The 22,039-nt window shown below is 42.5% G+C and carries 18 protein-coding genes; 13 read left to right on the forward strand and 5 right to left on the reverse strand.

Annotated features, from left to right (window positions below):
- Positions 1-216: 216 nt before the first annotated feature.
- The 3 genes from NSQ50_RS03655 to NSQ50_RS03665 all read left to right on the forward strand — a co-directional run bounded on the left by NSQ50_RS03655 (position 217) and on the right by NSQ50_RS03665 (position 4,691).
- Positions 217-918 (forward strand): ABC transporter ATP-binding protein, encoded by a 702-nt coding sequence (locus NSQ50_RS03655; RefSeq protein WP_036684849.1) that lies wholly within the window; start codon positions 217-219, stop codon positions 916-918.
- A gap of 13 nt (positions 919-931) precedes the next feature.
- Positions 932-3,577, forward strand: coding sequence for an FtsX-like permease family protein (locus tag NSQ50_RS03660; protein WP_076179113.1), 2,646 nt, complete (start codon positions 932-934; stop codon positions 3,575-3,577).
- A 691-nt stretch (positions 3,578-4,268) separates the two neighbouring features.
- Complete coding sequence (locus tag NSQ50_RS03665) at positions 4,269-4,691, forward strand: hypothetical protein (RefSeq protein WP_340949275.1); 423 nt, start codon at positions 4,269-4,271, stop codon at positions 4,689-4,691.
- Between the two features lie 108 nt (positions 4,692-4,799).
- Here NSQ50_RS03665 and NSQ50_RS03670 read toward each other — a convergent pair whose 3' ends face one another.
- Positions 4,800-5,246 carry a GNAT family N-acetyltransferase gene (locus NSQ50_RS03670; RefSeq protein WP_076179114.1) on the reverse strand — a complete coding sequence of 149 codons (447 nt, stop codon included), beginning with the start codon at positions 5,244-5,246 and terminating at the stop codon, positions 4,800-4,802.
- A gap of 21 nt (positions 5,247-5,267) precedes the next feature.
- Positions 5,268-6,266, reverse strand: coding sequence for a DUF4003 family protein (locus NSQ50_RS03675; RefSeq protein WP_036684854.1), 999 nt, complete (start codon positions 6,264-6,266; stop codon positions 5,268-5,270).
- Positions 6,267-6,489: 223 nt separating this feature from the next.
- Between NSQ50_RS03675 and NSQ50_RS03680 the strand changes: the two genes are divergently transcribed.
- On the forward strand, positions 6,490-7,332 hold the full coding sequence (locus NSQ50_RS03680; protein ID WP_036684855.1) for an aldo/keto reductase: 843 nt from the start codon (positions 6,490-6,492) through the stop codon (positions 7,330-7,332).
- A gap of 96 nt (positions 7,333-7,428) precedes the next feature.
- On the opposite strand, the gene NSQ50_RS03685 is transcribed toward NSQ50_RS03680, so the two are convergent.
- Complete coding sequence (locus NSQ50_RS03685) at positions 7,429-8,052, reverse strand: NAD(P)H-dependent oxidoreductase (RefSeq protein ID WP_036684857.1); 624 nt, start codon at positions 8,050-8,052, stop codon at positions 7,429-7,431.
- Positions 8,053-8,220: 168 nt separating this feature from the next.
- Between NSQ50_RS03685 and NSQ50_RS03690 the strand changes: the two genes are divergently transcribed.
- Positions 8,221-8,895: a MarR family transcriptional regulator gene (locus tag NSQ50_RS03690; RefSeq protein ID WP_036684858.1), complete on the forward strand. Its 675-nt coding sequence runs from the start codon at positions 8,221-8,223 to the stop codon at positions 8,893-8,895.
- Positions 8,896-8,897: 2 nt separating this feature from the next.
- Here the strand turns inward: NSQ50_RS03690 and NSQ50_RS03695 are convergent, their stop codons facing one another.
- On the reverse strand, positions 8,898-9,836 hold the full coding sequence (locus tag NSQ50_RS03695; RefSeq protein WP_036684860.1) for a helix-turn-helix transcriptional regulator: 939 nt from the start codon (positions 9,834-9,836) through the stop codon (positions 8,898-8,900).
- A 96-nt stretch (positions 9,837-9,932) separates the two neighbouring features.
- On the opposite strand from NSQ50_RS03695, the gene NSQ50_RS03700 reads away from it, so the two are divergent.
- From NSQ50_RS03700 to NSQ50_RS03735, 8 genes are all read left to right on the forward strand, one after another.
- The gene (locus NSQ50_RS03700; RefSeq protein ID WP_036684862.1) at positions 9,933-10,382 is read left to right on the forward strand and encodes a VOC family protein; all 450 of its coding nucleotides are present in this window, start codon (positions 9,933-9,935) and stop codon (positions 10,380-10,382) included.
- Positions 10,383-10,623: 241 nt separating this feature from the next.
- On the forward strand, positions 10,624-12,321 hold the full coding sequence (locus tag NSQ50_RS03705; protein ID WP_051491360.1) for a hypothetical protein: 1,698 nt from the start codon (positions 10,624-10,626) through the stop codon (positions 12,319-12,321).
- A gap of 112 nt (positions 12,322-12,433) precedes the next feature.
- Positions 12,434-14,314, forward strand: a complete 1,881-nt coding sequence (locus NSQ50_RS03710) for a PAS domain S-box protein (RefSeq protein ID WP_036684863.1) — start codon at positions 12,434-12,436, stop codon at positions 14,312-14,314.
- Between the two features lie 233 nt (positions 14,315-14,547).
- Positions 14,548-14,892, forward strand: coding sequence for a YojF family protein (locus NSQ50_RS03715; RefSeq protein ID WP_036684865.1), 345 nt, complete (start codon positions 14,548-14,550; stop codon positions 14,890-14,892).
- Positions 14,893-14,915: 23 nt separating this feature from the next.
- Positions 14,916-15,569: a bacillithiol biosynthesis deacetylase BshB2 gene (gene bshB2, locus NSQ50_RS03720; RefSeq protein ID WP_036684950.1), complete on the forward strand. Its 654-nt coding sequence runs from the start codon at positions 14,916-14,918 to the stop codon at positions 15,567-15,569.
- 239 nt (positions 15,570-15,808) lie between these two features.
- A complete protein-coding gene (locus tag NSQ50_RS03725) occupies positions 15,809-17,680 on the forward strand; it encodes a flagellin N-terminal helical domain-containing protein (protein ID WP_179086900.1) in 1,872 nt (623 codons plus the stop codon).
- A 164-nt stretch (positions 17,681-17,844) separates the two neighbouring features.
- Positions 17,845-19,218 (forward strand): hypothetical protein, encoded by a 1,374-nt coding sequence (locus NSQ50_RS03730; protein ID WP_036684869.1) that lies wholly within the window; start codon positions 17,845-17,847, stop codon positions 19,216-19,218.
- 80 nt (positions 19,219-19,298) lie between these two features.
- Positions 19,299-19,955, forward strand: coding sequence for a M48 family metallopeptidase (locus tag NSQ50_RS03735; protein WP_036684870.1), 657 nt, complete (start codon positions 19,299-19,301; stop codon positions 19,953-19,955).
- A gap of 58 nt (positions 19,956-20,013) precedes the next feature.
- Here NSQ50_RS03735 and NSQ50_RS03740 read toward each other — a convergent pair whose 3' ends face one another.
- Positions 20,014-21,711, reverse strand: coding sequence for a PucR family transcriptional regulator (locus NSQ50_RS03740; RefSeq protein ID WP_036684872.1), 1,698 nt, complete (start codon positions 21,709-21,711; stop codon positions 20,014-20,016).
- Positions 21,712-22,039 lie beyond the last annotated feature (328 nt).

A 22,039-nucleotide genomic window follows, 5' to 3' on the forward strand; every position in this document is an offset into this window, starting at 1 on the left:
AAACAAAGTGATTATAACATTATCAAATGACTAAGTATCGTTTACGGTAAAATTTCCTTGTTACATTATTGTTACAAAAAAATGAACTTATTAATGATGTGAATTTCACCTTGTGTAATGAGGGTTTGCCATTCGGGCTTGGGCGTTCTAATTATGATAAACTGAGACAATGTAGAGTAATTAGACTTAGTTGGGATAGGGACAGGAGGAAGAGGAATGAGTTTTGTTGCTGTAAAAGGGGAGTACAAGCGTTACAAGATGGGCGAGAATGTAATTGTCGCGAATGACGGGATTGATTTTGAGATAAAAAAAGGTGAATTTGCCGTGATCGTCGGCCCAAGCGGTGCGGGTAAATCTACAGTGCTTAATATTCTGGGTGGAATGGATTCCGCCGATGAAGGTCAGGTCATTGTGGATGGCATTGATATCGCCAAGTTTAGTGCCAAGGAGCTGACAGGCTACCGCCGAAATGACGTAGGTTTTGTATTTCAGTTCTATAATCTAGTGCCTAATCTGACCACACTGGAAAATGTTGAGCTTGCTTCACAGATTTCTCCGCGTGCATTAGATGCGCGTAAGGTGCTGGAGGATGTGGGTCTGGGCGCGCGGTTAGATAATTTCCCGGCTCAGTTGTCCGGTGGTGAGCAACAACGTGTCGCTATCGCCAGAGCGTTGGCTAAACAGCCGAAGCTGCTGCTCTGCGACGAGCCGACAGGAGCGCTTGATTATAACACCGGCAAGCAGGTGCTGAAGCTGCTGCAGGATACTTGTCGTAACACCGGGACAACGGTCATCGTAATTACACATAATCTGGCGATCGCTCCGATGGCTGACAGGGTTATAGAGATTAACAACGCTAAGGTACGGAAGATGGTGATCAATCCTTCGCCGGTATCCGTTGACGATATTGAATGGTAAGGAGAAGGCATCTATGAAAAAGCGAGCATTGTGGAAAGATATTTTTCGTGAAATTGGGCATACCAAAGCCCGGTTTATTTCGATTTTTGCAATTATTATGTTAGGCGTCAGCTTTTTTGCCGGAATCAAGGCTACAGGGCCAGATATGCTGAATACAGCTGGAACCTTTTACAAAGAGCAGCGCTTGATGGATCTGAAGGTGCAGACTAACTACGGCCTGACTGAAGACAACATCGGGTTACTCAGAAATGTACAGGGGATCGATGAGATTCAGCCGAGCTATAGCGCAGATGTATTCATGGGTGATAATGCCTTAATACTTAAAGTCAATTCTTACAACACGGATAAACCACTTAATCAATACCGTATAATTGAAGGCCATCTACCGGAGCATTCCGGTGAAATCGTGCTGGACGATAAGCTAGCGGAAGAATATGCGTTGGGTGACAAGGTATCTTTCAGTGGAAACGGTACGGATGCGGAGCTGTCGAACAGCTTCGAGACACTGGAGTATACCGTAGTTGGCTTTGTTAGAAGTCCACATTTTATTGAGCAAAGTACCCGTGGCACCAGTGGGATCGGCAAAGGTACGGCGGATGCGTTCGCCGCGATCCCGGAGTCAGATTTCAAGCTTCCGGTGTATACGGAAGCCTATCTGTCATTTAAGGATACAACTGGGGTGAAGGCTTATTCGCCGGAGTATGAAGATCTGATCGAACAGCATACCCATGCTGTAGAGCAGGCGATGTCCGGCGTGCCGGAAGCATGGCTTGCTGAGCTGCGGGCGGAAGGCGAGAAAGAGCTGTCCGGAGGCCGCGCCAAGGTGGCCGCCGCCGAGCAGCAGCTTGCGGATTTGCAGCGCCAGCCGGAGGAAGTGCAGCAGGAACAGGCTGCAAGCATGAAGGCAATTGCTGCCGGACTTGCTTCTGCCAAGGAGGAATTGGCGGCAGGGGAGCAAAAGCTTGCAGAGCTGGAGCAGCTTAAGGTCTACGTTACTGACCGAAGCGCTAATCCGGGATATGCCGAATATAAAGATAACGCTGATCGGTTGTCGGCGATTGCGAGTGCGTTTCCTGTGTTCTTTTTCCTGATTGCTGCGCTGGTCAGCTTGACGACCATGACACGGATGGTTGAGGAGCATCGCCTGCAGATCGGGACCCTGAAAGCACTTGGTTATGCTAACCGCGACATCATGGCCAAATTCCTGGTCTATGGTACGCTTGCCAGTCTGGCGGCTTCAATTGCAGGTCTTGCTGTTGGTTTTACCCTGTTTCCGGGTATTATCTACGATGCGTATAGTGCAATCTACAATTTGCCGGATATCACGAAGAATTTCTATCTTTCGTATTCGATCATATCCGTTATCGTAGCGTTAATATGTACTACGTTGACGGCGTGGATTGCTTCACGGGTAGAATTACGCAGCAATGCTTCCGTATTGATGCGTCCGAAGGCACCAAAGAGTGGCCAGCGTATTTTACTGGAGCGGATCACTTTTGTATGGAAGCGATTGAGCTTTGTCCAAAAGGTTACCGCACGGAATCTATTCCGCTATAAGCAGCGGATGTTCATGACTGTATTCGGCGTGGCTGGCTGTACAGCGCTGATCCTGACGGGATTTGGTCTCAAGGATTCAATTGGCAGCATCGCCGGGTCGCAATTCGGCACGATTATGAAATATGATGCACTTGTGGCACTGCATGAAGATGTATCTACCGATGTGCTAAAAGCCTACGACCGACTAATCACTGGTGAATCTGCAGTAACTGGGACGCTGAGTGTGGCGCAAGAACGGATGACCGCACATGCTAGTGGTGTAAATGATCAAGAGGTTCATCTGTTCGTTCCTACCTCCGTTGACTCTTTATCCGATTTCGTGGAGTTGCGTGATCGAAAAAGTGGAGAAGGGCGGATGCTTACGGATGAGGGGGCTATTATCTCAGAGAAGCTGGCTAAGCTGTATGGGCTGGAGTCTGGTGATAAATTGACCGTGGTGGACAAAGATAATGAGACGTTCGAGATTGAGGTCGCAGCGATTACAGAGAATTATGTAATGCACTATGTTTATATGACACCGGCGTATTATGCTTCTGTGTTCGGAGAAAAACCGCTATTCAACACAGAACTGCTGAACTACGCCGCACATGATAAGACATGGGAAGATAAATTTGGTGAAAAGCTGACGGCTAATGAGGGCGTCGCTGCCATCAGCTTTTCCAGCAGTGTAGGCTCCGCCTTCGATGAGACTATGAAGAGTATGGACGTTGTAACCTTGGTGCTCATTGTTTCAGCGGCGGCGTTGGCTTTTGTCGTCCTCTACAATTTGACCAATATCAATGTGTCCGAGCGGATCCGGGAGCTGTCAACCATTAAGGTACTGGGTTTCTACGACAAGGAAGTAACCATGTATATTTACCGCGAGAATATGCTGCTTAGCCTACTCGGTATTGTGGCTGGATCGGGTCTCGGCATAGTGCTGCATAGCTTCGTCCTGAAGACGGCCGAGCTGGATGCGACGATGTTCGCTCCGATCATCAAGTGGCCAAGTTATATTTATGCGGCGCTTCTAACACTGTTGTTTTCCGGTATTGTCATGGCGTTCATGCATATTAAGCTCAAACGAATCCATATGATTGAGGCTTTGAAGTCGGTGGAATAGCATCTAAAAACGCCATAGTTGCGGCTTTTTCTATGGATAGCTTCACTGGAGTCCGAAACTATGCCTCAAAGGCTATAAATGAGCAAATAGAGTCATCTGGCTCTGTAAGGAACAGGGGATGGTTAGGAATCGACGCTATCGTTCGCTATCGGATGCCATCCGACGATTTCTGACGATATTGTTTGCTATCTGAATCTATGCCCGACGCTATCGGACCCAGATGACCTTAAACGCCGGATTATCCGCCATTTGGGATGTTATCGGACTCCATAGCAGCTATTGGCATAAAAAACGTCAGAAATGCGGCTCTTTCTATGTAATAGCGACACTGGAGTCCGAAACTATGCTTCAAAGGCGATAAATGAGCAAATAGCGTCATCTGGGTCCGTAAGGAACAGGGGATGGTTAGGAATCGACGCTATCGTTCGCTATCGGATGCCATCCGACGATTTCTGACGATATAGTTTGCTATCTGAATCTCTGCCCGACGCTATCGGACCTAGATGACCTTAAACGCCGGATTATCCGCCATTTGGGATGTTATCGGACTCCATAGCAGCTATTGGCATAAAAAACGCCAGAAATGATGCTCTTTCTATAGAATAGCGACACTGGAGTCCGAAACTGTGCTTCAAGGGCGATAAATGAGCAAATAGCGTCATCTGAGTCCGCAAGCAACAGAGAGCTTTGATTGGGTGATGTGCATGAGGGGATATGCGTAGATTTAGAAGTAGTTGCAGAAGTAGATGTAAAGGTAGAAGTAGAAGTAGAAGCAGAAGTAGAAGTAGAAGTAGAAGTAGAAGTAGAAGTAGAAGTAGAAGTAGAAGTAGAAGTAGAAGTAGAAGTAGAAGTAGAAGTAGAAGTAGAAGTAGAAGTAGAAGTAGAAGTAGAAGTAGAAGTAGAAGTAGAAGTAGAAGTAGAAGTAGAAGTAGAAGTAGAAGTAGAAGTAGAAGTAGAAGCAGAAGCAGAAGCAGAAGCAGAAGTAGAAGTAGAAGTAGAAGTAGAAGTAAGTGTAGATGAAGAAGCAGAATTAGAGGTAGAAGTAGATGTAGATACAGCTGAGCCGAATACTCGGAGCCGCTCCGCCTATCCGCTCCTAGCTTCGCCAACCTAAACTGCAGACAACTAAACAACAGAGCAGCGTTCTCAAACGAGAGAATCGCTGCTCTGTTGTCTTTTACGATACTAAAATGCATCGAACTGTCTCCTGCATAGGAAAAAGCTACTTAAGCGACATGTGCAGGATAGGAAAAGGATTACCTTGTTCGTCGAGTGCTGAACGCTCAAAAACCTGAAATCCCATATGCTCATAGAAACCTAAAGCTTGGGGATTTTGCTCATTCACATCTACGAGGTGTACGTCGAGTTCCTGCATGACATAAGCTAGAAGCGCTTTTCCAACCCCTTTTCCCATTGCAGCAGGTTCTACGAACAGCATTTCAATCTTATTATTCTGAACCCCTAAGAAGCCAATCACCTGCTCTTGATCATCAGTAAAAGCAAACAAATCGCTTATGCCCTCAAGCGCCTGCATAACCAGCGGCCGCAAAGCATCAATATCCTGCTCGGATAGAAAAAGATGAGTATGCCGCACGGATGATTCCCAAATATTAAGTAGAAGGTTTAACAATTCTTCATTTCTAGTTGTGAAGCTTTTTATGGAGTCCATGTCTTTCCCTCACGATTCAATCTAATTCGAAGAAGAAGCTGCAGCCGCTGCAGCCGCAGCTGACGCAGCCGCTGCCCCGGCAAGAGCAGCCTGCTGAGCAATCACAATATTGGTAATGTTGGTGGAGAGCATCGTATTTAATACGCCGTTTTGTACATCCTCCACAGATCTGAAGGCTACCAGTGCAGAAGACAAGAGCAGTAATTCCTGCTTGCCAATAGACCAGTTACCGAAGCCCTTTTTTGTACGCAAAAATTCGTAAGTCTCTGAGACATCAGTAACGATGTCCTCCTTGTTGCAAGGGAGCAGGGATAACACGCCCAGCGAGGAGAGGGTATATTCCTTGTCTAGCCGGATACCCTGTGCACGAAATGCATCTCTTAATGCCAATACACGGTCCGCTGCTTGAGGGGCTTCTTCCCCAAGAACCAATACCTGGGTCAGGGCTTGCACACTGTTGCCTGACATAAATTCGGGCTTAAGTGTTACATAGAGCTGCTCCATGCGGTCCACGCCACTCTCAACATCGATATCGGAAAGACCAAGCATAGCGGAGAAGATATAATCGTCTTGTCCGGTAAGGAAACGATGTTTTGCCTTCATACTATCGTAAAATAGCTTTGCCCGTTCTACCGTACGCTGATATCGATCCGATGTTGCATTAGCAGCGATTTGATAGGCAGCAACGACGAGATAATCAGAGGCTCTGAATTTGGCTTCCTTCATTAAATCATACACGGTAAATGTGTTTGCAAGCAGAGTTTCCTTTTCGTCAGAAAGTGAAAGCAGGGCAGCAATGCTGATCACCGAAGCCCCTCTAAATTGAGAGAAAATCCCGGTACTCTCCTTAATTAGCTCGTAGCTAGCACGAATGGCTTCGTCATCTGCAACTTTGTCCTCTACAGCATACAATAGTGCCGCTAACCGATTAACCATTGCATTTTGCCATGGAAAAGCTTTTTTGATCCTCTGAGCGTTGTCTGCGAACAATTCAAGCCTAGCTGGATATTGCTCCTTCATTGGGTACACCTCTTATCTCTACTTTTAATTCATAACATTACGAAAATCCAGTGCTGTAGATTCATTTTACTATAAAAAATAAATCGGATGCCCACGAAAGCGGCTTACCAATAAGCTAGAGGTTGTTCAGGTAACCCAATGATTGAGTTTACTATGAAGATGTTATAATAATTATAAGATGGATCGGCAGGGGCTTAAATGACAACAAAGGAGAAGTGCGACGATGACTGAGAGAATACCTGAAATCATATTGAACGATGGAGTGAAGGTGCCTGCTATTGGTTTTGGTACTTACGCGTTAAATGGTACTGAGGGAGCACAAAACATCACTAAGGCGATTGATGTTGGCTATCGTCTGATCGACACTGCGTTTAATTATGAGAACGAAGGTGCTGTAGGCCAGGCTGTTCGGCAAACTTCTGTGCCTAGGGAAGAACTGCTCATTACTTCCAAGCTGCCAGGTCGCCATCACTCTTATAAAGAAGCATTAGCCACCATACAGGAGTCTTTATTCAGAGCCGGATTGGATTATTATGATTTCTATCTCATCCACTGGCCTAACCCTAGAGTGAATTTATATGTTGAAGCCTGGCAGGCGATGATCGAGGCACGGAAACAAGGTTTGATCCGCTCCATCGGTGTATGTAACTTTTTGCCGGAGCATATCGAGCGTTTGATACAAGAAACTGGCGTAGCGCCGAGCATGAATCAGATTGAGCTGCATCCTCATTTTAATCAGGAAGAGCAACGTGCATGGAACAAAGAGCATGGGGTAGTGATTGAATCGTGGAGTCCATTGGGACGAGCTAGCAGCGTACTGGAAAATGAGAAAATAGCGGAAATAGGCAAGGTTCATAATAAATCGATATCGCAAGTTATCTTACGTTGGCATATACAGCTTGGGGCTATTCCCATTCCAAAGGCTTCTTCTCTAGAGCATCAGCGCGATAATCTGAATATTTTTGATTTTCAATTATCGGAAGCTGAGATGACCGTTATTTCCGCATTAACCTCGCCAACAGGTCGCATAGCTGATCAAGATCCCGCATCGTATGAAGAATTTTAATAAATTTAACTAAAACACGCCAGTTATTGGCGTGTTTTTTTATATTAGGCTAGCCTCAGAATCAGTCAGCGCTTGAGTAATTTAATCTAGTCTAGTTTAGTATAGTCGTGCAAACCGTTGTTCTGTTTTATCGAGATGCTTCACCCGCTCTTCTAAGTTGCGATCTGACATCCCGGCATAATTATACCAACTCAGGTTCTTTCGTATTCCCATTTTGCGGAAGGTGCCTCTGAACAGAATTTTGGTGATGGGGTTTCCAAAAATCCAGCGATAAAAGAAGTCGGGTGTGTTCATTACGGTCAGGAGGGACACTCCTTTGATATTCGGGAGCAAGCATTTGAAGGGCCGCCCAGGTTTAGTTTCTTCGTAGACAATGCCTTTTGCGAATACCTTATCAAGAAAACCTTTGGTAAGAGCGGGCATGGCTTCCCACCATATAGGGAAAATGAAGACGATATGATCCGCTGCTATAAGACGCTGCTGATAATTGGCGACTAGCCGGTCGGTGGTTTTCTTTTGTCGCCAAGCAGTGAGTTCTTCGCGTGACATGACCGGATCAAATCCATCGGTATGCAGGTCGATAAGATCAATCGTATGGCCTTTGGTGGTGAGACCTCGCATAACGGAGGCTAATAAAGCTGCGGAATAGCTTCGCTGATGGGGGATATTCTCGGACGCTGATGCACCGTAGGGATGATCAAAAATAATTAAGACATTCATATAAACACCTTCTTTATGATTTATTGTTTCCTAGAAATTAAATATTAACTATGGAAACAATAATACGTTTTAAGTTTCCTTGTTGTCAATATTATTTCTAGGAAACTTTATTTATGAGCTGTATCTTGTTAAAATGAGCATAAGATGAATTTACGAGGAGACGTAACAGTGACGCATTCTTTCGAGAAATTACCTAATAAGGATATTTTGATAAAAAAATTAATAGAGAAGATTCCCCAATTACAAAAGCGATTTCAATCGGAGGATGACGAAGAGAAGGCATGGTTGATTCAGAACTGCAGTAATCCCCTTATCATTGACTTCCTCCAAGACTCCACAGTCATGATGCTGCATGTAATAGATGCAATTGGACAGCTTGAGCCGGTGAATGGCACTACTATTTCGAAGCAATTCGGAATTCCTAAAGGCAGCGTGTCCAAAATTACAAGAAGATTAGTGCAACAGGAAATTATTCGCACGGAGTTTCTCCCCGATAATAAAAAAGAAGTGCTTTTTCTTACAACACCTCTAGGGAAAGAAATATTCGATTTGCATTTAGCCCTACATAAGCAGATGAATAAAGGGATAAACCGGTTTCTACAGAGATATAACACAGATGAATTGTTATTTATAATCCAAGCCTTCGAGGATACTTTGGAAGCGTCATGGGTTCATTCGGAATCTGTTGCTGAAAAAGAACTATTAACTACCGGAGCATCTCTTGAGCCAGTGGAAAACGATGAAATGAGTCAAATCGTAGACATGCTTAACCAACTGGATACGCGCAACCTCAAAAAGGCTAAGACAGTTCTCCAAGCTATGTTTTTTACCCCTTTTGATTAGCTTTATATTTTTTGATAGTGATTTACCAGTTGCTCTAACTTATCTTTGATTATTTGTTTTAAGGCTTCAGGTTTCACGGATGTAACAGCATGACCATATCGGATAAAATAATTAGCCAAGAAATCCTCTTCACCTGGATTATAGAATCCCTTAATGACTGTTTTCGGACCAACCTCTATTTCCATAGAAGGATAATGTTCTTTATAAAAAATATCCTTTGCTTGTTCCGCAATCTCAACTTCAAAGTCAATACTTTTCGCAGACTGATAGATTTCTAATGAACGACTAAGAAGTTCTTCTATAGAATAACGAGCCTTGCTTTCCTCTTCTTCAATGAAGGTTATTCGATCACATCTAAAAACTCTATATGTATTCGTCGCAAGCTCTATTCCAGTGGCATACCATTGACCAAACTTAGCGGAAATCCTAAAGAATTGAACAGGGTAGCTTTTTGTTTGGTTTTCTTTTGTATATTCAATGTTACAGGCACTCTCATTTAGAATACTTGCTAGGATTTTATCTAAAAAACGGCTGACATGCTTATGCTGATACATTTCGAATTGCAGGACCTTTTTCATTTTGTGAATCTGGTTGATTTGTGTACTCGATAGACAGTGCTCGAACTTTTCGTTTAGCTTGTTAACACTTAGATGAAAGGGTGTAGATTGATAAGATTCTAACGTCAGCATGGCAAAATACAGCGCATAGACTTCATCTATCGTGAAAATAATAGGGGATAACAATCTGTTTTTTAGAATACCATAACGTCCGTGTCTTCCATGTTCCGCGAATATAGGCATACCCAATTGTTCTAATGAAGTAACATCACGTAGCGCTGTGCTTTTTGAAATATTGTATTTCTCCATAAGGTTACTTAGATTAAAAAACTCTCGCCCGTTTAAGTATCTCATCATGTCATTTAATCGTTCTGATTTCTTCATATAAAAAGCTCCTTATTAAGGTGTCATGTTTTGATACCTTTATATATGATAATAAGTTTAAGATCACATATCAAATATACGAAGGAGATTTACACTATGAGTACAACACTAGAAGTAGCTATTTTCTTATCGATGAAGGGAAGAGCCAAGGAAGCTATAGAATTTTACAAAAAACATTTTAACGCAGAGGAATTGTTACGTGTCACCTATCAACAACTTGCAGAGCGTGACAGCTCCATACAGCTTACGGATGAAAATAAGGATTATATTACTCACTCTGTTCTGTTAATCGGAAAAACAAAAATAATGATAGCAGAAGATACAATGAATACGAATGAGAAATATACAGTGGGCAATAACACTTCATTATGTATTCAAAGTGCTGACTTAGAGGGGATTGAAGGTTTTTATAAAAGCTTAATCACAGACGAGCGCGTGAAAATTATTTCTCCGTTATCCAGCAATGTGTTTAGTAAAGCCTACGGTATCATTGAGGATCCCTTTGGTATTCAAATTCAACTCATGTTTGATGAAAGATTACATTAAAAAAGCTTCATGCTTCTAAAACAAACCAAGTTTAAGATCAGCCGACTAAATTTCAGGGGTATTGTCCTGAGTTTGGCCGGCTTTTTTCTTGAGAGACGGATTACCTGCAACCAAACGATAGAACGAAGATCGCGAGACTATGCAGATTGTGCTTTTTGACGTTCCTTTCTAAATTAAGGTGGCACAGCAAATTACCGATAAATATAATAGCTAATGAATATATCTAATGGAGGAAAGACGGATGAAGAGGATTTTTAGTATATTGCTGATGTTATTACTGGTTACACCAGCACTCGGCACTACAACCTTTGCGGGCAATACGGTGAAGGCTAAGGTGACAGAGAGCAGTACATATTTTGATGGAGAACAGCGGAACCTGAATGGGTTCAACATATCGAATAACAATTATTTCAGACTACGCGATTTGGCAGAGTATTTCTCGGGAACGAGCAGCCAGTTTGATATCACTTGGAATAAAGCGAACAATGCGATTGAGATCATAACTGGACAAGCTTATACGCCCGAAAAGAAAACTACGAGCAACTATTATAGCCGCAATAAAAATTATGCAGCTACGCTTTCCAACTCTAAGGTGCTGGTCAATGGACAGTTGCAGTCTATTACGGCTTACAATATTGATGATAACAATTATTTTCAGTTGAGAGATTTGGCGGGTAAAATCCCGTTCGATATTGAATTTGACGTTCAGTCTGATCGCATATCGTTATTTTCCAAAATCCCAGATCATGCTTACCGGGTAAAGACGGCGGCTGTAGTTGAGAGTAACGGGGAATCTTCTTATTTTCCTAGATGGAAAAGTACGGCCTCTTCTTATCTTGTGAATAATAAGGATGGGACTGTAAGTGTCATTGAGGCGAACAAAGAGTTTACGATTGAAACGTACAATGAGAAGTACGAACTAACAGGCAATAAGAGCATTCCTTTTGAGCTTCCGGTGTTTGGTGGTTTCTATAGTGGGGAGAAGTATAACTATATTGCTTTTGGCCAAGAGAACCGCGAAGAGAATGATAGCAAAGAAGTCATTCGTATTGTCCGTTATGATAAAAGCTTCAATAGAGTAGACAGTGTCTCCGTAAAAGGTGGGGAGAGCTATACCGTTAGCCCGTTTGATTCAGGCTCCGGTAGTATGGCTGAGGCTGGAGATACGCTTGTATTTCATACCTCACGTACAAGATACACGACAGAAGATAAATTAAATCATCAATCCCAGCTTACTATTATCGTAAATACTAAATCCATGACTGTGACCAATGATCTGGGAAGATTCCAGAAGAATCATGTCAGTCACTCTTTTGACCAATATGTATTGTTTGATGGTGCAGCGCATGTTCTAGTCGATCATGGAGACGCTTATCCCCGTTCGATTGTTCTGAATAAAGGAGACGGAGCCAGTTATAACGAAGTAGACTTATTTAATATTCCCGGCAAAATCGGAGCTAACGCGACGGGTGTTTCTATAGGCGGATTTGAGCTGTCCTCGGCGAACTATATAGTCGCTATGAATTCGGTAGATCATTCACTAGTCAAAGAGTATACATCTTATGAGATGGTGGGTTTAGAAACGGACCAAAGGGATGTCATGCTTAGTGTGTTGCCCAAGTCCAACCTGAGCAGTACTTCGGTGAACCACGTCACCTTGGCTAAATATGTAGGCACGAACCTGATCGCGTCCATCCCTAAACTAGTAAAAATCACAGACGACAAAATGATGGTGCTGTGGCAGGAGTTTGATAAAGAGAATCATCCGGGTGATCTGAAATATGTTCTTATAGATGGAGCGGGAAAAGCTACTAGCGACATCCAAACGATCAAGCATTTTGCCTTATCAGAGTGCAGTCCTATTATTAGTGGGGACAAAATCATTTGGTATACGAACAATAAGGGGTCCAGAGTGTTCTATTCGATCCCGTTAAATTAACGGATTCAATTAACAACAAAGTGGGTAAATTAGACTATAAGCTATAAATAGGACCTTCTAATTAGAAGGTCTATTTTTTCACGCAAAAATCACATCATCCATGGAGGTCGCTATGCATCGCGTAAATCTAAACCAGGAACAGTTCAACCAACAGGTGATTAATCACGCCTCCTTTGGGATCGCCCTTTTAGCGCCAAATGGTTTGATTCTGACCGTAAACCCAGCCTTTGAACAGACTTTTGCTTATTCCACTGAAGAGTTTGAGGGTATGCGGTTAGAAGACCTTTCTCACCCCGAAGATTTCGGCAACCTTCATGATTTAAAAGCACTCTTGGGTGAGGAAACAGAAGTGCAGATGGAAAAGCAGTTTATCACAAAAAATGGAGATTATATTTGGGGACAGCTTACTCTCCACTTATTCAGCGACGAGTCGAACCAGCCAGCATATTTCATTTGCCAAATCGTTAACATTACAAAGCAAAAGGAATCCGAGCAACGCCTTCAGGAGTCTGTTGAACGGTATACGTCGCTTAAAAAATACAACCATGACGCCGTCATTTCCTTTGACCTTGACGGTCGAATCATTAACACTAATAGTATGGCTGAAAAGATAACGGGCTACGCCATCGAGTCCGAGTTGATCGGGATGAAGCTTGCGAGTCTGATTGGAGAAGAGAATGTCCAGCGCATTCTGGAAAGAGCCCTTTACGATAATACGGTTGAGCAGTATATCAATAAGCTTGTCACTAAGGAAAGCGAAGTAGTTGAAGTGCTCACCAGTATTGCACCCATTTATGTGAACAATCATAATATCGGATTTTACCTTATATGCAAGGACATTTCCGAGCAAAGGCAATTGTCGCTAGCTAAGGAAGCCGCAGAGTCCACGAATAGAGCTAAAAGTGAGTTCCTGGCTATGATGAGTCATGAAATTCGCACTCCCATGAACGGGGTGATCGGCATGACTGATATTTTGCTTGAAACAGAGCTTAATGAAGAACAACGTGAATATGTAGAAATCATTCGCAAAAGCGGAGGAATCCTGCTCAATATAATCAATGATATCCTTGATCTTTCAAAAATTGAGGCAGGCCGTAGCGAGCTGCAAGAGGATACATTCGATCTGCGGACTTGCCTCAAGGACAGCTTTTCTGTTATCGCAATAAAAGCTGAACAAAAAAATCTGGAGCTCACCAGCATCATAAATCATGATGTTCCTGACTTTATTTACGGTGACGAGGAACGCTTGAAGCAGGTGTTCTTGAACCTGCTAGGGAATGCTGTGAAATTCACACCCGCGGGCAGCATATCGGTAAAAGTGAGGCTTGTAAAGGAAGATCCCTTCCTGCTGGCCTTTACGGTAACCGATACTGGCATTGGAATTGATCCTGATCGACTTACTGATATTTTTGAACCGTTTGAGCAGGTGGATAGCTTTATGATGCGGAGACACGAAGGCACGGGTCTTGGCCTTGCCATCAGCCGCAGAATTGTCGAAATGATGGGTGGTGAGATCTATGCGGAGAGTGACGGCAAGAGCGGTACGTCGGTTACCTTCACAATCAGGCCCAAGAAATCAGTGGTAATCCCTAGCCAAGAGGCTAACATTAACAAGCTTCATACCGCACGTGAGGCAAGAATTTTACTTGCTGAAGACAACTCTATCAATGCGCTAGTGCTGACCAAAATACTCGAAAAAATGGGTCACAGCGTTATCGCCGTCACAAATGGCATAGATGCGGTTGAAGCAGCACGGAAAGAACCCTTTGATCTTATTTTATTGGATCTTCACATGCCCATTATGAACGGTATAGAGGCTATGAAGATGTTAAGAGATGAGCATCAAGAGAAATGTCCGCCCATCATCGCGGTCACGGCTAATGCTTTGAAGGGTGATCGTGAAAATTGTCTAGCTGCCGGGATGGACGAGTATATCAGCAAGCCTGTAAAACGTGAAGTCATCATAAAGATGTTAGATCAGTTTGTGATCTAATATAAACTGCATAACCTCTTAGTGATATTATCCCCTTCAGGTGAACAGTAAAAAGCCAGTCCATTACTGTTACACTTGGAGGGGATCGCTCTATCCATTGAATTACATAGCATTGCACGTTATACTTTGAAAAGAAATACGGACCCGCTTATCATATAACAGATCCGTCCTTCTATAAGGTATGGATCTTATTTTTTGTATGTATATATTCAGTCAGAGACGGAGGCGCAACATTGCAGCTAATCAATCAATCGGAAGTACAAGATAGGATCGACCTGCTTAAAGATCAGGATCTATATATCCATCTTGAGATGACAACGGGAGCCTACGCTGCCCATTTAGATAGTTCGAAGCATCCAGCCGCTACTTTTATTACCAATGCTATTATTCGATATTCCCATGGTTCGATTTCCGGCAACGGTCCTTATCGGGTCGGCTTAAAAATGTCGCAGGGCTGGGTTTACTCGGAAGGGCTAACTCACTATGAAGAGAGTGAGACAGGCAGATTGATTATGGCTGGACATGATGCTCAAGGCAAACTGATCGTATCGTTACAATTAAGCCGAGAGCCGTTCTAATGGAAGAGGAGATGAAGAGTTCTGTGGAAAAACATATTCTTGTTATTTTGCCACATCCGGATGATGAGGCCTTCGGTATATCAGGTACCCTTGCCAAACAAATACAAAATGGGACCCAAGTTACCTACGCATGCCTAACGCTTGGAGAAATGGGCCGAAATATGGGCATCCCGCCCTTTGCGAATCGGGTAACCCTCCCGGAAATACGTAAGAAGGAGCTGGAGGAATCCTGCGAGGCTATTGGCATACAGGATTTAAGAATGCTTGGTTTTCACGACAAGACGATAGAATTCGAAGATCAAGTCTTGCTCGATGGGCAGATTGATGCGCTCTTGAAAGAGCTTAAACCTTCGCTGATCATCACGTTCTATCCAGGGTACAGCGTTCATCCTGATCACGATGCTACTGGAGCTGCAGTGATCCGAACCGTTGCAAGATTGCCGAAGGAAGAAAGACCTCCTGTTCACTGTATAGCTTTTGCTAATAATATTGTAGAGATTGGGGAGCCAAAGGTTATCAATGATGTGAGAGATTTCCTCAAGCACAAGATGGCGTCCATTCAGGCGCATCGTTCCCAATTCCAGGCTGCTGAGCTGTTGGGCAGCAAACCTTTAAATGATAAAGAGATCCAAGCTCGTTTTGGAACAGAACATTTCTGGATTTATCCGTTTGAATGATAATGATCTAGTCAGAATTTTAGCGGTGATCTGTTGTCGGTGCTTAACCGGGGATAGGTCGCCGTTTTTGTATGTAAATATTCAACTTTTCAGCGGGGGACGGTGGGAATTTAAGGCGAGGCCTTAAGACACGGGTAATTTGACCTAAAAAATTACTAAGGACTATCCGATATAGAAGATACTAACAATTGAAAGGTGATTAAATGCGAATCGGTCACAACATCACGTCTTTAAATAGTTTGAACAGATTAAATAAAAATAATAAATCTATTACAAGTTCACAAGAGAGGTTATCTTCTGGACTTCGGATAAATATAGCGGCAGATGATGCTGCAGGATTAGCAATTTCTGAGAAAATGAGAGCACAGATTCGTGGATTATCTCAGGCAGCAAGGAATACACAGGATGGTATTTCACTAATTCAGACTGCTGAGGGTGGACTTGGAACTATACAAGATCCTAATCTGCTAAGACTTCGGGAGCTTGCAATACAGGCTTCAAATGATACCTTAACAAATTTTGATCGAACATTGATTCAAAAAGAAGTTGAGCAGATAAAGCTTGGGATAAATGATATTGCTAATAACACTCAATTTAATGGAATTCATTTATTGAATAATGACCTCGAAGTAAACACGAATATTACCCCAGTACAGGGCAATATAAGTACGAACTGGACAGCTAACATACCTGCCAGAGATTTATCTAAGACTTCAGATGGAGGTTACGTCGGAATAAGAATTCCCGGTAATAATCCCTTCAAATTAGATAGTATGGGTAATCTGGTTTGGTCACAAGCAATTCCTAATATGGATGTGTATAGTATTAAGGAATCTAGTGATGGTGGTTATATTTTATTAGGAAATGATTTCTCAGCAGGGGCAATTTCCGATCAAAGGATAAATATAATTAAATGGGATGGGAATTTGAATGAGCAGTGGAGTACAGGGGTATCTGGCGTCTACTCCATTATGGGGAATGAAGTAATTGAGACTAGTGACGGTTCCTTTATTGTGGCAGGGACGGGTTCCGGTATTCAAAATTGGGATGGCCTTATGGCTAAATTTAATAGCAGTGGTGTGCAACAATCCACCTCGATAGTGGGTTCTTCACAATCCAATCCTGTTGGCTATGGAAGCGAAGAATTTAATTCTATTATTGAAACTGCTGACGGCGGTTATTTGGCTATTGGTTCATCAAGTCTCAAACTAAACAGTTCTTATACCGATAAGTCAAGCTGGGTTGTGAAATATGATAGTAACTTAAATCCGTTATGGGACACACGAGTCGGTGCTGCTGGGGATGATGAAGGTTACCGCGCCATCGCAACCAGTGATGGAGGGGCCATAATTGTTGGTTCTTATAACGACTCTACTAAAACTAGTGGATTAATCTATAAACTAGACAGTAGTGGAAACGTATTATGGGAGAAGAATATCTCAAATGAAACTTCCAACTCCAGTCAACTTACTAGCATTACAGAAATGAAAGATGGGAATTACATCGTTGGAGGAATAGTAGATAATAATTATCGTCTTTCCATTTTTGATTCACAGGGAAATGAATTGGCTAATGTTAATCTAAATGGTGGGGGCTCTACGGATCGATTAAATAACATTATTAGTAATGATGACGGAAGTTACACTTTTTCAACTACAACTGGAATAACCAATTTCAATGTATCTTACGGATCAAACCCTGGTACCACATATGATTACAAAACAGTAAACCTTCAGGTGGGAGCAAACTCTGGGGATAACTTCGCTGTTAAATTAACAGATGCTAGAACTACTGCTCTGGGAATTGCGGATATAGATCTTTCAACTAGACAAGGTGCCGAATTAGCGATTTCGAAAATAGACAAGGCTATAAATACCGTTTCATCTAAGCGTTCAATGTACGGCGCGTATCAAAATGCATTAGAACATATCCATAATAACCTAACCAATTACGAAGTAAACTTAACAGCAGCTGAATCACGAATAAGAGATGTGGATATGGCAAAGGAAATGATGAAGCTTACCAAATTCAATGTCCTATCTCAAGCATCACAAGCCATGTTGGCTCAAGCTAATCAACAGCCTCAAGGCGTGTTAGAGTTGTTAAAATAGGGCTATACATACAGTCTATGCATTTCAGTGCATAGACTTTTTTAGAATCTATGAGGATCTAAGAAATGATTTACAAAAAAATTTCCAGAGACTATTATATTTCTATGCGTAATATTTTCCTTTTTTAACTAGATTATTGTAAGAATTTATCTCTGGAGGTTCAAATGAAAAAGCACGACAAAATCATTTCCTTCATCTTCATGTTCATTATGATGGTGACGGCTATTTTCTGGGTAAACTCGACCACTAGTTGGACTATGATGGGTACCCTTGCTTCCGTGGCCTGTTTCGTACTTTTTATATTATTGGGACTCCGCACTATACCTGTTTTGACAGATTTTGTTCTGACAAATCCAGCACCTGAAGTAACTCTGGAAAATAAAACACGGGACAGAAAGCAGGCTTGGCTATATATTATCGGCTGGGTAGTGGCTAGTCGGGTCTTGCTTATGTTTATCGGTTATATATTTTTGATCATACAGAATGGCTATTCCGGTGGTTTGTTTAGCAAAATAGCTGAGACCTGGCATATATCAGGGATCGACGCTTCACATTATTTGGGCATCGCGGAGAATTGGTATGTGACGGAGGGAGATCCGAAATACCATATTGTGTTTTTTCCTTTTTTTCCAAATCTAATTAAAGTAGTTCAGGTATTCGTAGGGAATTATCTCGTCGCTGGATTTATCGTTTCTAATATTTGCTCGCTTGTTGCTGCCTTGGTCGCCTATGAGCTTGCCTCACTAGACATGCATCGAAAGAGTGCTATGCGAGTAGTGAAGTATATTTTTATATTTCCGGCTGCGTTCTTTTTCTTCATCCCTATGACCGAATCTCTATTTCTGGCCTTATCGCTGTTGTGTTTATATTTTGTGAGAAAAAAAGAATGGCTCATCGGATGTTTATGCGGTGCACTCGCAGCGTATACACGTTCTCCAGGGGTGCTGTTGATTGTACCGGTTGCGATTGAATTTGCACGGGAACTTTTCGGGAATTATAAATTACTAGATAAAAAAGCGTTTATACATAAACTGACCACCGCCATTGGTTGTCTTGCTATCATATCGATGGGTTTGCTGGCTTATCTTTATATCAACTACTATGTTACGGGAAATGCTTTTCAGTTCAGTATTTACCAGAGGGAGCATTGGTCACAGAAGTTCTATCTTTTTTTTGATACCGTAAGATATCAGATGGAATATGCGGTGGGCACCTTTAAAAGTGGAGATAGCCGTTCTTTTCTCGGCATGTGGCTGCCCAATTTAATCGCTATATTCTCAGCACTAATTATCATGTTTATGGGAGCAAGAAAACTACGGCCATCCTACACTGCTTATTTTATCGTGTATTTTGCTTTCGTAGTGGGAGCTACTTGGCTGCTGTCAGCCCCGCGTTATTTGCTTGTTGCCTTTCCGCTAGCTTTTGCAGCCGTTGCGCTCACTAATGAAAAGCCGAAGGATGTTGCACTCACTGTTATGTCTGTTGTAGGTAGTATACTGTACTTGGCAATGTTTGTAGCGGGATATCCGGTGTACTGAGGAATCGTGTTAAAATAGGAGAACGCCTAGGTGCGTTCTTCTTTTTTATTGCGAATAATCTTATAGAAACGATGGTGGGTATGAAGATTGATTACGACAATCAGGTGATCGAGTTTAATGTTCAATATGGAAACGGAAAAAAAATCTCCATTCATATAGATTCGTCAGGGCGCATAACACTCAAGGTACCTAAGAAAACATCTGAAGAGACGATTAAAAGTGTGGTAGAGCGTAATGGCAAAATGATTGTGGAGAAGCTGCAAAGTCTCGAAGCGGCTCGTGAAACGCCAAAGATGATCAGAGCGTACGAAGATGAAGGGAAGTTCCTGTATCTAGGCAAATATTATTCTCTGCATGAGCTTATAGAGACAGCGGAGCTAAGTGAAGAACAACTTCAGTTAAAGCTGAAAAAGTTCTATTTCTCTAGCTGCAAGAAGCTTATAGGAGAGCGGATCACTAGGTACCAGACGCAGCTTAGAGTAAAACCTAAAAGTATCGAGATTGTAGAGTCCAGGACCAAATGGGGAAGCTGCAGCTCCGATAAAAAACTAACCTTTAACTATCGTCTGGCCATGGCTCCCGTGGAGGTTATCGATTATGTGATCATCCATGAGTTATGTCATTTGCTGCATATGAACCATGATCGCTCCTTTTGGCGACGGGTTGGAAGCCTAATGCCGGATTATAAGGAGAAGGAAGAATATTTAGCAAGATATGGAGGTGCTATGACGTTATGAAAAAAAGGGTATTCCAGTGCAACTAGAGTAATGGTTGCCGGGAATACCCTTCGTTATTTTAACCCCTTTGCAGCAATCGATAGAGGTTAAGTGCCAGTTGAATCTCGAATAACTCATCAGAGTTTTTCAGATCTATATTTAGCAAATCTTTGATTTTATCAATCCGGTAAATAAAGGTGTTGCGGTGAATAAACATCGCTTTGGCGGCTTCGGTTACATTCTGATTGTACATAAAATAATACTCCAAGGTAGACATGAATCTCGTGTTCATCGTCTGGTCATGTTCATGAATGCCTCCCAGAACTTTGTTAAAGAATGTCTCCATTTCCGTAGGCTTAATGTTGGAATCCAGAAAATGATAGACAGAATAATCCTCGAAGTGAGCAATGCTCCGGCTGTCTTTATTAAACCGCTGCATGAGCCGCATAGCTTCCTGGGCCTCGAAGAAGCTTCGATGGAGCGAAGCAAGTGTCTTATACTGACTGCCAATGCCGATGAGAAAATGATTTTTAGTCATTTCCTGAGCCAGCAACTGCAGCACCTCTTGAGCAAAGGCTTTCGTATCGCTTACGGAAATTGGCGGTTTATTTTCATTTTTGCCGATCAAGATGATGATTTGCTGATTGCGATAGTAACAGATTAGCTCTCCACCTGCATTACTGGACAAGCCATAGATCAAATTGACACATTTTTTGACCATATGCTCCATTTCATATTTTCTATAAACCATGTCCGTGTAGTTTTCCAGCTGTGTAGCTTCAACATGGATAACTGTACAGTAATACGCATAGTTAACTTTAAGCCCATGCATAGCAGATAGGGAATGCAGTGTTTCTGTTGAAGTAATATTGCCAGCTAATAAGTCGTCGAAGAAGTCCTGCCTAATTTTATGCTTTACCTCTTCGATTTCCTTGGCTTTGATCCGGTCCAGTGCAAGCATCGTGGATACATGCTCTAACGCGGTGTAGTCAAATTCAACCAGCTTGCGTACCGTTTGCAGAACGACGATATACGCGTAAGCGTTACTGGATACAGAAACCGGCATAATGCAGCACTTGTACGGCTGTCCCTGAGAATAGTAGGTGCGTTTGATGGATTTTTTGATTTCAGTAATATACTTTGGGAAAGCTACCGTGAACTCTGTTGGAAAAACAGGCCTGTTCTTCACCAGTGGCAGGAATTCCTGAAGTGGAGATGGGTTGTCCTTATGATCTGTATAGCAGAGTAGGTTCCAGTCTCTATCTAATATAAGAACAGGGTTATGGATCGTGTCGGACAATTCCGCCGATATTTGCTCAATACCGCCGCCTTCGAGCGCGATTTTGAACAGCGCATTATGAAGGTCGAGCGAACGTCGGTTCACTGCATCGTAATCCGCGTTGGTCTTTTCGTTAATGATCGCAATGACTCTGGACAAGGTGTATTCAAAAGGGAGCTCCAGTAGCGGAAGTCCATGCTTATCAGCAAGCTCGGTCATGTTCTGCGGGATAGCATCGAAATATCGCTTCATTTTGATGCAGAGTCCTGCACAGTTATTCTCCACCAGCTCATGAATGAATTTGTTCTGCAGCTCCGTGCTGTCTTTGAAGATATATCCGGTGGATAAAAGCAGCTCGTTCGAGGTCAGCCAGTCAAATACGTCCGGATTCTCGATGATATTAACTACGGAGATTTGATTGTTTAGGCCAGAATGCCCCGCAACGATCTTTATGCCTTCGATGGATTTGATTTGTAAGATATCTTTTATCGTTAGCATCAATTCACACCTCTCATCATCACCCATTGTGCAATGTGCATAGTGATTACTTGTTGTTTTTAGTGTTCTTGTATGATGACCCCCAGTGTACGGAGGACTACAATAAGGGTGTCAGGTAACGTTTAACCGTTAAACTGTGATATATTTCACAAAAATATCCTTTTTCACACAGAAAGCAGCTCAATCTTCATCATTCTTGGAATTTTATGAACTGAGTGTAACATCTTCTATCATTCATCATCAACCGTTACGGTTTTTTATGAGAACGCTTTCTATATAGGATAACCTGACAATAAGTGACCAAACCATTATCTACTTCCTTCTCAAG

This window comes from Paenibacillus sp. FSL R10-2788, from assembly GCF_038003885.1.
GTDB classification, from domain to species: Bacteria; Bacillota; Bacilli; order Paenibacillales; family Paenibacillaceae; genus Paenibacillus_AQ; species Paenibacillus_AQ odorifer.